We start from the raw sequence: 12,320 nt of genomic DNA, 5'->3' as shown, positions 1-12,320 counted from the left end.
AAATTTCCCCGCCTTCGGCTTCCTCGCGAAGCAAATTTTCGCACCCTCCCGCTTCCTCCGCTCCGCTCCGGCCTACGGTGCCAATCGCTTACCGCCGTGCCGATTGAACGATCATCGCAACCACCAAAGAGGAGTGAAAGACATGAACATCACCAACTACATCCAGTTCGACGGCGACAATCTCGAAACCGCAAAGGGCGCCGGCCTCATCTCCACCATCGACCGGGACATGGACATCAAGGTTGTGCCGTTCGACTCGGACAACGACAAAGCCCCGACGCACCGCCTCTATGCCAAATCGCCCCGCGGCCATGACATCGAGGTCGGCGGCATCTGGAAGAAGGAGAACCAGGAGGGCAAGCCCTACTACACTCTTTCGATCCGCAAGCTTCGCTACAACGCCAATCTCGGCCGGTTCCCCGGCCAGGACGATGCCTCCCTGCAGGCGATCATCGAATGGGAACCCCGCGATTGATCCGCGAACAGCGCCCGGCGACCAGCCGGGCGCGCACCCCCGAAAGGCCGAAAGATCAGGCAAAACGCTGGATTTACAGCATTTTTTCTGCTAGGGTGGTCTGCAACTGGAGATTTGTCGATGAACGTTCATTCCCGCCGTCCGGATCGGTCCCCGGAAGCCGTCGCGAAGCGTCAGAAGGCCGTCGAGCAGGCGCGCGCCGCCAACATTCGCCAAGGCTACACCCACGATCCAGTGCTCGAGGCGGCAAATGCTCGCTACATTGCCGGCGACATCACCACAGAAGAGTTTCGCGAAGAGATGCTGGCGCGCTTCAAGCGCGCCTGATTTGCAAACTTCTATTTTAGCAAGCCGCCTGGCTTTACCGGGCGGCTTTTTTCATGAGGAATCGATTGGCAAACGAGCAACCAAAGGGCTCTTATACCTACCCTGACGTTCCCGGCGATCCAGATCGCACCGGCGTCTTGCGCAACAAGCTCGGACTGACGACACATTCGGCATTGCGGACAGCCGAGTACGCACTGACGAACATTCGGCAAGTGGAGATCGCCGAGGGCCGAGGCCCAAGCGGCAATTTCGACAAGGCGCATCTGAAGGCAATTCAAGGCTACATCTTTCAGGACGTGTACGAGTGGGCCGGTCATACCCGCAACGAAAGCCCTGTGGTCGACGGTGAGCGGGTGGAGCCGATTGGCGGCTTGTCGAAGGGCGGCACAGCGTTCCTCCACGGGTCCCGCATTGAAATGGGACTGGACGAGGCGATGAAGCCGATCCGGGATCCGCAGGCCCTCCGCAATGCTTCGTCTGAGGAATTCGCTGAGCGGGCCGGAAAAGTGCTCTCGGAGCTCAATTACGTGCATCCTTTTCGAGAAGGCAACGGGCGCGCGCAGGAGGCGTTCATTTCCGAGCTGGGTCGCCATTACGGGCATGAGGTCGATTTCACCACCATCAGCAAGCCGCGCATGATCGAGGCGTCGATCGAGACCACGAACGACCCGTCCAGTCCTGCGATGAAGCACGTCATCGAGGACGCGATGGACCCGAACCGACGCGAAGCCATCCGTGCCGCATTTGAGGATTTGCGGGAACTCGGCGAGGAGCCGTTGCAACACAATGTCCGCACCGCCCGCGCTGGCGAGGAAATCACCGGCACTGTTCTCGGCCACGACGATCGAGTTGCGAGCCTCGTGACGGATCAGGGGATTGTCGTCGCCGATCGCGCGGACCTCCCGGAAAGGTTGCCTGACGACGAGCAAATCACCTTCAACGCCCGGTCGGACTTTTCGCGCCTGGGACGCGAGCAGCCGGCGCAGGAGGCGCACTCGCAGGCTCAGCCTGCCCGCCAGACACAGCAGGATCAGAACCCGGAACTGAAGGCGATCGAGGCGCAGATGGCAACGCAGCGAAACCGGGAACGCGATGACGACGAGCGCGACCGGTAATCGGCGCCGGCGGCGACGAGCTGCAAGATGCTATCCATGTTCGGGAGGCGCCAATGTTCTGTGCCCTCTCCTTCCGTCGGATGATTGACGGACAAGCTACGATAGCCCCTCCCCCATGCAACCGCTAACGCGGTCCTCCACTTCATTGCGGCCCTGCAGGTGCATGGGCTCGTTTCGGCTATCTCCGTTTTTTGCCGTCAACCACGGAAGGAGACGGCCATGCAGAACATCAAGGACACCTACCAGCGCATCACCGATGCCATCATTGAGCAGCTTGAAGTCGGCACCAAGCCGTGGATCCGGCCCTGGCGCGGCAATAGCCGCGGTTCCCTCGTTCCGCGTCGCGCAACCGGCGAAGCCTATCGCGGGATCAATGTCCTGATGCTGTGGCTCGCAAGCGAGCTGGCAGGCTACGAGGAAAACACCTGGATGACCTATCGCCAAGCTCAGGATCTAGGCGGCCAGGTCCGAAAGGGCGAGAAAGGCGCCCTCGTCGTCAAATACGGCACCTTTACCCCGAAGGAGCGCGAAGATGATGACGAGCGCGCAATCCCCTACCTCAAAGGCTACACGGTCTTTAACGTCGAGCAGATCGAGAACCTGCCGGAGCAGTTCTATCGCTCGGTCGAGGAGCTGCCGACGACGCCGGTCCCACATCTGGAAGCCGTCGAAACCTTCGTCCGCAATACCGGCGCGGCGATCACTTACGGCGGAACGACCGCTTGCTATCGCCCCGCCCCCGACGACATTCTCATGCCCGATCGGGCACGCTTCGTTGACGAAGTTCACCTTTACTCGACCCTGCTGCACGAAATTGGTCACTGGTCAGGCGCAAAGCATCGCCTGGACCGGGACTTGAGAGGCAGATTCGGCAGTGAAAGTTACGCCATGGAGGAGCTCGTTGCCGAACTATCAGCTTCCTTCCTCTGCGCAGATCTCGGTGTCGCGCACGATCCCCGCGACAATACCGCGACTTACCTGGAAAGCTGGCTCAAGGCGTTGAAGAGCGATAAGCGGTCGATCATCACCGCGGCCGCGAAGGCCCAGGCAGCAGCCGACTTCCTGCAAGGGCTGCAATCGCAAGAGCAGAGCAGGGCCGCTTAGCGGCCTTCGCTCCTCTGCCTTCCTTGGCACGCCAGCGAGCGAGCGTCTGTGCGACATTAGAGCCGGCCTGACTGCTTGGAGAAAGCCTATTCCTTGAGGAAGGCGATCGCTTCTTGACCGGTCAGAACCGGTCGCGTGTAGCCATTAGGCACATTGGTGAGTCGCAATACCTGCAACCGATTCGGTCGCGAAAGCGTATTCGACGGCGGCTTTAGGTCGGCGCTTCTACTGGAGTTGTCACCTGACAATTCATATAAGTCATTGATATTACGCATCGAATCGAATTCGCCACAACTGTTAATTTCAGTTAACTAAAAACTCCTTGACGGCAACGCGCGATTGAAGATCATTTGCGGAAACTTCAATGAATTTCTGGATTTTGCGTGAATGGCGACAAAAGCTGCGATTATTGAAAACCGACAGAAGCGCTCTCGTGTTTCAATCGACGAAACCATAGCGCACGACTCGGCCTCGCTTAGTGGCCAGTTGCAGATCTTATTCGAGAAGCTCTTTTCGCCAAACGCCAAGAAAACGTTGCGGCGATTCAGCAGCACGGAAGCCGCAAAGCTTCTCGGCGTCACAGACAGCTACGTCCGCCATATCGCCTCGCAGGAAGAGGCCGTCACATCCGAAAAGACCGCGGCAGGCCGAAGGACATTCTCGCTTGATGAGGTGAACACCATCCGGCAGCTTCTCGGACGAACGAAGCCGGCGTACTTGCCCGGACGCCGGGAAGGCGATCACCTTCAGGTGGTCGCAGTGACCAACTTTAAAGGTGGTTCTGGTAAAACAACGACCGCTACACATTTAGCCCAGTATCTTGCCTTACGCGGCTACCGTGTTTTGGCGGTCGACCTAGATCCTCAAGCTTCTATGTCAGCCATGCTCGGCTTCCAGCCTGAGTTCGATGTGCACGACAACGAGACGCTCTATGGCGCAATTCGCTACGACGCCGAACGGCGTCCTGTAGGGGAGGTGGTCCGGCAAACTTATTTTGCAGGTTTGGATCTGATTCCGGGGAACCTGGAGCTTCACGAGTTTGAGCATGACACGCCGCGGGCACTCGCGTCGCGGGATTCCGCCGATACCGACATGTTCTTCATGCGTGTCAGCAGCGCGCTCATGGATCTACAGGATCGGTACGATGTCGTAGTCATCGACTGCCCCCCGACTCTCGGCTTCCTGACGCTATCGGCGCTTTGTGCGGCAACCTCGGTTCTGATTACCGTTCACCCTCAAATGCTCGATGTAGCATCGATGAACCAGTTCCTGTCCATGACCTCCGATCTGCTCGGAGTGGTTAAAGAGGCTGGAGGTGACCTCGACTACGACTGGATGCGGTACTTGGTGACCAGGTACGAACCGAATGACGGGCCTCAGGCACAAATCGTTGCGTTTCTCAGAAGCCTTTTTGGTGAACGCGTGCTGACTTCGATGATGGTGAAGTCGACTGCCGTATCCGACGCGGGCCTTTCCAAGCAGACGATCTACGAGGCGGGCCGGGAAACGATGCACCGCCAAACTTACGACAGGGCCGTCGAAGCGATGGACAGCGTGAACTCTGAAGTGGAGACCCTTATTCGAACTTCATGGGGTAGGGCATGAAAGGCAGAGACATCCTCAAGAGCATGGTCACCTCGGCCGAGCACACCAAGACGGAAGCTCCGCATGCGCCGGTGGCACACAAGCCAGCCGGCGCTGTCCGCGCTATGAACCTGTCGCTCGGTCGTTTGAACGAGGAGGCGGCCGCCGCCAAGGAGTTGCGCGAAGCGATTGCGGCGGGTGACAAGGTGGTCGAACTCGATCCCGCTCTCGTTGAAGTCTCATTCATTCGGGATCGTATACCGATCGAAGCGGATCCGCAGTTCGATGACCTGAAGGCATCCATCGCAGGCAGCGGCCAGCAGGTGCCTATCCTCGTCAGGCCTCACCCTGACAGGCCGAACCATTATCAGGCGGCCTACGGCCACAGACGTCTGCGTGCTGCAGCCGACCTCGGTCATTCCGTCAAGGCGATTGTCCGGAATCTGACCGACGAGCAGGTCATTCTCGCGCAGGGCCAGGAGAACGGTCCTCGTGTCGATCTGAGTTTCATTGAACGAGCTCTCTTCGCACGACGTTTGGAAGAACACGGGTTCGACCGCGATACGATTGCCAAGGCATTGTCTGTCGACAAGCCGGAGATCTCCCGGCTGTTGCAAGTTGCCGAAGGTGTCCCATCTGAAATTATCCTGGCTGTAGGCCCGGCCCCGAAAGTCGGGCGGCCGCGCTGGCTGGCTTTCGCGGAAAGGCTGAAGGACAGCGCGTCGGCCAAACGGCTCGAGAAGGAAATGCAGGCGCCTGATTTTTTGGCGGACGAAACCAACAAGCGGTTCGATCGTCTATGGAAGGCTTTGACGGCAACCGAGAAAAAATCGAAGGACGTTGAAGCGGTGCGAACCAAAAAGGGCTTGCCGCTCGCATCAATCGAACGCAACGCCCGCGGTTCGAGGATCACCGTAACATCGGCAGAATTCGCAGAATTCCTATCCTCGCACATGCACGACTTCGTTGCGATGTTTGAGCAGGAAAAACACGGAAAATCAGCGGATTAATCGAATTGTCAGCTGACAATCGGAGCAAATTGGAGACAGAGAACCGCAAAAGAAAAAGGCCCCCAAACGTCGCCGTCGTGGAAGCCTCTCTCATATCTAAGCAATCTGAGAATCGCATTTCCACGAATCCCCGTCAAGAGTCTTTGGCGCCGTTTTGGTGAGCGGATTTCTTTTGCCTTCTGAAAGGTGAAGGAAATGCAGGTTGGAAATGTGACGACGCCCTTCGGGCGGCGGCCGATCTCGCTTGCCCAGGTGAAAGGGCAGATGCGAGCGGCCGAGATTAAGCCCGGCAAGACCGCCGACAAATGGAAGGTGTTCCGCGACGCCTGCGAGGCGAGGGCGGTGCTCGGTGTCCAGGACCGAGCCCTAGCGGTCCTCGATGCACTGCTGACGTTCTATCCGGACAACGAGCTTTCCGAAGACCGCGGCCTCGTGGTCTTTCCGTCGAATGATCAGCTCTCGGTGCGCGCGCACGGTATTGCCGGTACGACCTTGCGGCGACATCTCGCGGCGCTCGTCGACGCCGGTCTGATCCAGCGGAAGGACAGCGCCAACGGCAAACGCTACGCTCGCAAGGACGAGACCGGCGCGATCGAGGAGGCGTACGGCTTCAGCCTGGCGCCTCTGCTAGCGCGTGCGGAGGAGTTGGCACACGCGGCGCAACGGGTTGCGGCGGAGCGCAAACGCTTTCGGATCACCAGGGAAGCGCTGTCGATCTGCCGACGTGACGTACGCAAGTTGATCAGCGCCGCGATGGAGGAGGGGGCTGCCGGCGACTGGGGACGCATCGAGGAGCTGTTCCTCGATCTGACCGGGCGCATCCCCCGCACGCCGACGATCGCGGATATACAGCCAATCCTCGAGGAAATGGAGATGCTCCGCGAGGAGATCATCAACAGGCTGGAAATTCAGGAAGATTCCGAAAAAACGACCAGCAATGCTGTTCAAAATGAACGCCACATACAGAATTCAAATACCGAATCCAGCAATGAACTTGAACCTAGCTCTCGAATAGAGCAGGGGGCGAAATCGAACCCGGCCATGCGACCGATGAGGGAGCCGATAAAGGCGTTCCCGTTGGCTATGGTGCTGAAGGCTTGCCCCGAGATCCGCGACTACGGGCCAAACGGCGCTGTCGAAAGCTGGCGCGACCTGATGTCGGCGGCCGTCGTCGTGCGATCGATGCTCGGCGTCAGTCCGAGCGCCTATCAGGAGGCCTGCGAGATCCTGGGGGCGGAAAACGCCGCGACCGTCATCGCGTGTATTTTGGAGAGGGCAGGGCAGATCAACTCGGCCGGCGGCTATTTGCGCGATCTGACGCGAAAGGCCGAGCGTGGGGAGTTTTCGCTTGGACCGATGTTAATGGCGTTAATGCGCACATGCTCTAATCAGGCGCGAAGGGCCTCATGAGTTGCGTGGGGCTATTGCGCATTCCCAATCGCCGCGGCTTCATGTTCACCGCCGACAATGTGGCCTTGCTGCTCAAGGCGCAGGTCAAACCTTGATACTCACCAATTGTTCTTCAATTTCATATGGGGATGTTGAAGACAGCGTAGCGGACGTAACGACCGAACTTTGCAGCGACCGTTCTCTCCTCACCTAGTCCTAGGAATTAGACCGTCACTTGCGTCAAGCCCTGCCGACCACTTGGAGGCCGTTGCGCAACACATCAATGGGCATGGGGGGAACCTCCTCAGCAATAAGGACGCTCGTAGAGCCTTCGGCCCCCAGATCGATGTCGTATCGACGGCCAAGTTCGTCGGTTGTGCTAACCAGGCGCCGGCAGAGGAGATCGGCCAAGGCAGGGTCCTCCACAGCGCAGATGATCTGACGTCCATCAAGACGGAGCGCGGCAAGTACCTCTACGAGATGGAGCGCGCGGAAGTCGTCGATGTGCTGGACAGGATCATCAAGTAGGAGGGAGCGGAATGGCGTCCAAGCGCGCGCCAAATGGACGGACAGCAAGAACGCCAATCCCGCCGCACGCCGTTGACCGCTGCTGAATACGAACTGGGGGTTCAGCCCGTCTCCCACCTTCAAGCTCAGGAAGCGTTTTACATCGCCCCGGATACTATAGTCGATTGTCCGCCAATCCGCATGGGGGCGCAGACGCTGGTAGAGTTCGTTGAGCAAGGGGCTGATCTGGGCCAGCCGCTCGTCGATGATCTCGGCGCTGACGCGTTTGACCGAGCGTTCGATGTCTCGAGCGAAGGATGCGGCGGCCTGCGACTGGCTGACGGCATCGGCGAGCTTGTCGAGTTCTTCGCGCAACCCTTCAATATTTCTCTCGACCGAGGCCATGCGGGAAACCGATTGGGACGCCTCGAGCACGAGTAATGCCCTTTCAAGGTTGATCAATCTGTCGCGTTCGGCTTCGAGATGACCTTCGAGGCCTTCCGGGTCATTCAAGAAGCGTTGGTCTATATTCCAGCGATCAAAGAAAGCTGCTTGTGTTTTCTCTGCCTCGCGCAAGGTGCGCTCCTCGGCCTGGTGGGCGGCGTCCTCGGCCTCCGCGATGGCGAAGGTGGTGGAGCGTTCGCGCGCCTCGTCGCTGGCCGCAGCCAACGCTCTCCGCGCTTCCTGTACGCCGGAGGCGAGGCTCGATATGCGCCGCCGCGCGGCTGCAAGACCGGCGGCGAATTCTTCAGACGTTCTTCGGGCAGCGCAGAGAGGACAATGCTCGTCATGAACGCCTAGGCTCTCGCCATGCTCGACCAGAATGGCGAGAGAGGCGGCCACTGCATCAGCATCCACTTCTCGCGCCAATAGCGCCTCCGCTGCGGCGACCGCCTCGTAAGCGATATCCTTTGCCTCTCTCGCAGTTTCCAGCTTCGCAATCGCGCTCTGACGCACCGCCACGGCATCCGGCGCATTGAAGGTCTGCTGGAGCGCGAGGAGTTTTCGCCCGGCCTCGACCGCTTCGGTCATCCGAGCAGTTTGAGTACGCCCGTCAGCAAGGGCGCCGCGAGCAGCCTCAAGGCGTGCGATTATCTCCGCTGGAGCATCGGGAACGGCAGTGGCTACCGTTGCCAAAGCGGCCGTGACATCACCCGAGCGGCTGAGTGAAGCTTGGATCTCGGACTGCTGGGTCAGGCGTTCACCCAGCCGCGCGCGTGCTGTTTCATAGGCGGTTTCATTGCGGTTGTGCGCAACATCGGCTGCAGTCACCATCTCTTTGGCTTTCGCGGCGGCTTCTGATCCTTCAAGTGCGCCGAGCGCAGAGCGGACGAGATCGAAACGCTCAGTCTCAGACAGGTCCAGGCTCAAAGCGGCGATCCATTCGTCGCGAATGATGGACGTCCGCGTCAGTTGGCGCAGTGCGTCGTCAGGCGCAGGGCCGCTGCACAAGGCTGCATGGATTTCCTCTGGCGACCGGTCGGCGCCGCCTTCACGGGTTCGCGTGATCGCGAATTGTTTGCCATCGTCGCGTATAAACGAGGCCGTAACGTAATACGCTTTCGGAATTCCCTCACCACGCCACCAGAGATAGTCGGCGAGGCTCTCCTTGGCGGCCTTCTCGACGGCGTATTTCTCAATGAACCCGGTGATGGCGAACTCGACGGCATCGCACAGAGTACTCTTTCCGACGCCGTTCCGGCCCGTAATCACTGTGAAGCCGCCACCGAAGTTTATCCGCACCTTGTCACGGAAGCCCCTGAAGCCGCAAACCTCTACGTAGTCGAGCTTCATGACTTGGCTCCCAGAATACGTGCGACATCTGCCGCGGGCGTTTCGTTGAGGAACGCCGTTACGGCATCAGATGGCACATCCTTCAATCGGGCTCGAAGCCGGTCTTCGAAGTTTGAAGCGCCCAGCAGCGGTTGCGATCGGATTGCCATCAACGGGAGAAGCGACCTCTCCACATCCTCAGCCGTTGTTATGGACGTCCGAGCGATCTTGCGGGTGAGCGTGAAGTCCTCTTCGATCCGTTCAATGGCGCGGGCGAGCGAAGGCGCGCGATCAGCGGTGAGGAATACCGAGTAGACGTTCCAGGCCTTGGTGCCAGCACCTCGAAGCGAGACGGCGTGACGCGCCAGCGCGGTCTTCTGTCTGGTCTGCCATTCGGCCATGAGCGCTTCGGCGCTTTCGAGGACATGTACAAAGCCCATGACTGCGGTGCTTTCGAAACATGTGACGGGGCCGTGTGGTCCGGACCAGGACCATGTTTCGTACCGTGCGTTGCGCAATGCGATTTCCGCTTGAGTCGAGATGTCCATTAGATGTTCAGCTCCGCTCTGGCACCGTTGAGGTCGAACCAATCGCCGGCGGCGTCGGGGCGTATAAGGTCACCGGTTCGACCACCCCGGACGACATTGCTCGGAAGGCCAAGATCGGTAGCCCCCACCGCTACGACGATGTCCGAGGCGGCAGCAACGGGAGGTTCGATGAATTTCGTCCTCAGAGAGCCCAGAATTGCTTCGGCGCCATTGATCACCCGAATGCTACGACCGTTCAGATCGTAGCCGTCCGGGCGCTGCGTCGCGCCGGCCTGACGCAGCAACAGATGGAAGTATCCCAGGGCCTCAACGTTACCAGGCCGGATGCGAGTTGCCGGCTGTACGGCTGGCACACCTTCTGCATCCCTGCGCAGCCCATACAGCGTCTCGCTGTCGTAATCGGTAACCTCGAGCCAGTCGGGGTTGCATTGGACGCCTGTCGACTCTTCGAAGACGGCTCTGCCTGCAGCCAGGACCTGACGGAGGTAGTTCATTGAGAACGCCCGTCGCAACTCATCCAGGACGTCCGCTCCCGACTCGCGAACATGTTCGAAATAAACATTCTGTGCATGTGCGATCTGCCAGAGCTGAGGCGCCTTCGCCTCCAATGCATCGGTCGGCGAAAGATCAACGACGGTGACTGAGAGCGGTTGCACATCCACAAGCGCGCCGCCGATCACCGCGTTGAGATATTCCCAGTCGGACCAGAAGCCGACGACCAACAGGTCCTTCTGCCGCAGGTTTGCCGCCATCCAGGTCTTGCTGCGCTCGATGCGGGCCGAAATGACCGGGTCCTCAAGCTGGGACGGTGCCCAGACCGTCGACCCGCGATCGCGGTGCGCGCAACCGTGAAATTTTAGCAGCGGCGCCTGGTGAGCCGCATCGACATTTGCCTCGTCACCGTCAAGAGATCCTCGGAAGTCGGCCCCATAGTCCCAGGCCCTGCGTTCGATGAGGGTATCGTAGTTGCTGGATATGCCTGCCGCCGCTGCCCGCGTCAGCAGGAAGTCTGCGATCGCAGCGTGACCGGGGTTGGATGGCCGCACGAATGCAGGCCATGGCACGAGATGATCGATGAAAACGGACTGGAGCGTGTTCGTGGCCACGAAATGCTCGGCCAGCGCTTCAAGATTATCACGCAGCCCGATATCGCACCCAGGATTGACTTCAAGCCGGTACTTCTCGAAGCAGCGCTCCGACACGGTCCGTGCTGAAGGCAAGCTGCTGGGCGGCGCCATCGAGAGGCCCGCCCCGCATACCACCAGTAGGCGGCCAGCGTTCATTGATGCGAGAAGTCGCGCTAGCGTCTCTGGGCTCAAATCCTCAACTCCCACTAGGCAAGTTTTATGATTTAGATTTATCTGATTGCAGGCGGCAAGGGGAAGTCCTTCGCACATTCAACTTTAATGCGGGATTGCTGAATGTTCTTTCCACGCGGACAGGGAAACGGGCACCGTCCGTATGAGGTGCTTCAGCCAGAGTAAATCTCTATGACGCAGCGGTTTTGAGAGTGGGCTAAGTGACGGATGCCTCTGAGAGGGTATGGGGTAGTCACGTTTTCAGCCTAGCTTCGGAAGCCCGCACATCCCGCCACACAATAGTCGAACGTTTGCCACGTGTTTCTGAACCATATCTATATCCGCTTGTTGACCTCTCTCACCAGAAGCGGACAGTCCCCTCCCGGCCCCAAACTCACTAATCTCGCCCAATGTCAGCTCTTCGCACATTCCGGCCGAGGGCGCGGCTGTCCCCTTACAAAGAGCCGATAGGGTAGGGGCCAGGCCGTTTTCGCTTCGCTCTTGCGACGTGTTTTAGCTGCCATCGCTCCTGCTGGCGGAAACAGCATCGGTTGCTTGTTCCCCAGGCGTCATGCGTTTCAAGAGCCGGATCAAGTCGCGCGTGGTGTCTGGTGGCAGCAGTTCAATCAGCCTCGTCAACGTTCGACGTTCTTCGGCCTCTTCCGGCGTTTTGCCCCACAGGTGCGGAGCAGCTTCAAAGATCATATCTATGGGCATGAAGCCCATCAGCTCGCAGAGATGAATCAGGCGAGGAACAGTCATGCGCGATTCCGCGCGCTCGTACCGCCCATAAACGGACACAGAAAGCCCGAGCAAATGAGCCAGCTCTGCCCGGGAGAGATTTTTGGATTCACGAATGTCCTTGAGAAAATTCGAGATCCGCTCGTCCATTTCCTTTGTGGTTTGGATGCCTTCGAAGCCGGGCTTCCGGTAGACCGGCCTCTCCAGCTCCGGATCGCTTGTTTCAATTAAACCCCGTGCGCTTTTATAGCTGCTTAGATCAATCACGATCCTTACCTTTTTTGTGAAAGCCGCCCTCGGCGGCCACTATGCACCAAATTGAAGCAATTTGGCACATCTCCCTCCCCTGAAACACAACGGTAATTCCTACCTATTTGGGGGGATTTTTGAAATAAGATCTTCCCACAGGCAGTGAACCGAAATGCTTCAAGTTATGCCCACCATGCGGA

General features: G+C 59.0%; 11 protein-coding genes. 7 read left to right on the top strand and 4 right to left on the bottom strand.

From position 1 onward, the window contains the following. Positions 1-142 precede the first annotated feature (142 nt). The 7 genes from IB262_RS31580 to repC all read left to right on the top strand — a co-directional run bounded on the left by IB262_RS31580 (position 143) and on the right by repC (position 7,025). The gene (locus tag IB262_RS31580) at positions 143-475 is read left to right on the top strand and encodes a DUF736 family protein (protein ID WP_192494252.1); all 333 of its coding nucleotides are present in this window, start codon (positions 143-145) and stop codon (positions 473-475) included. A gap of 120 nt (positions 476-595) precedes the next feature. Further along, positions 596-802: a hypothetical protein gene (locus IB262_RS31575; RefSeq protein ID WP_192494251.1), complete on the top strand. Its 207-nt coding sequence runs from the start codon at positions 596-598 to the stop codon at positions 800-802. A 65-nt stretch (positions 803-867) separates the two neighbouring features. Beyond that, positions 868-1,917 carry a Fic/DOC family protein gene (locus IB262_RS31570; protein WP_192494250.1) on the top strand — a complete coding sequence of 350 codons (1,050 nt, stop codon included), beginning with the start codon at positions 868-870 and terminating at the stop codon, positions 1,915-1,917. Positions 1,918-2,136: 219 nt separating this feature from the next. After that, complete coding sequence (locus IB262_RS31565) at positions 2,137-3,021, top strand: zincin-like metallopeptidase domain-containing protein (RefSeq protein ID WP_192494249.1); 885 nt, start codon at positions 2,137-2,139, stop codon at positions 3,019-3,021. 387 nt (positions 3,022-3,408) lie between these two features. Further along, complete coding sequence (gene repA / locus IB262_RS31560) at positions 3,409-4,626, top strand: plasmid partitioning protein RepA (RefSeq protein WP_192494248.1); 1,218 nt, start codon at positions 3,409-3,411, stop codon at positions 4,624-4,626. After that, a complete protein-coding gene (gene repB, locus IB262_RS31555; protein WP_192494247.1) occupies positions 4,623-5,615 on the top strand; it encodes a plasmid partitioning protein RepB in 993 nt (330 codons plus the stop codon). Before repA ends, repB begins: the two co-directional genes overlap by 4 nt. A gap of 195 nt (positions 5,616-5,810) precedes the next feature. Then, positions 5,811-7,025, top strand: a complete 1,215-nt coding sequence (gene repC / locus IB262_RS31550) for a plasmid replication protein RepC (RefSeq protein WP_192494246.1) — start codon at positions 5,811-5,813, stop codon at positions 7,023-7,025. 219 nt (positions 7,026-7,244) lie between these two features. On the opposite strand, the gene IB262_RS31545 is transcribed toward repC, so the two are convergent. The 4 genes from IB262_RS31545 to IB262_RS31530 form a co-directional block, all read right to left on the bottom strand. After that, a complete protein-coding gene (locus IB262_RS31545; protein ID WP_192494245.1) occupies positions 7,245-9,305 on the bottom strand; it encodes an AAA family ATPase in 2,061 nt (686 codons plus the stop codon). Next, entirely contained in the window at positions 9,302-9,832 is a 531-nt protein-coding gene (locus IB262_RS31540; RefSeq protein ID WP_192494244.1) for a hypothetical protein, read from the bottom strand. The genes IB262_RS31545 and IB262_RS31540 overlap by 4 nt, the downstream gene beginning before the upstream one ends. Next, positions 9,832-11,070, bottom strand: a complete 1,239-nt coding sequence (locus IB262_RS31535) for an SIR2 family protein (protein WP_192494243.1) — start codon at positions 11,068-11,070, stop codon at positions 9,832-9,834. The genes IB262_RS31540 and IB262_RS31535 overlap by 1 nt, the downstream gene beginning before the upstream one ends. 573 nt (positions 11,071-11,643) lie before the next feature. Next, positions 11,644-12,138, bottom strand: a complete 495-nt coding sequence (locus IB262_RS31530) for a helix-turn-helix domain-containing protein (RefSeq protein ID WP_192494242.1) — start codon at positions 12,136-12,138, stop codon at positions 11,644-11,646. Positions 12,139-12,320 lie beyond the last annotated feature (182 nt).

Source organism: Ensifer sp. ENS02, assembly GCF_014851885.1.
Classification (GTDB): Bacteria; Pseudomonadota; Alphaproteobacteria; order Rhizobiales; family Rhizobiaceae; genus Ensifer; species Ensifer adhaerens.
Note: the sequence above shows the minus strand (reverse complement) of the source record. Positions and strands in the feature narration are given on the sequence as shown.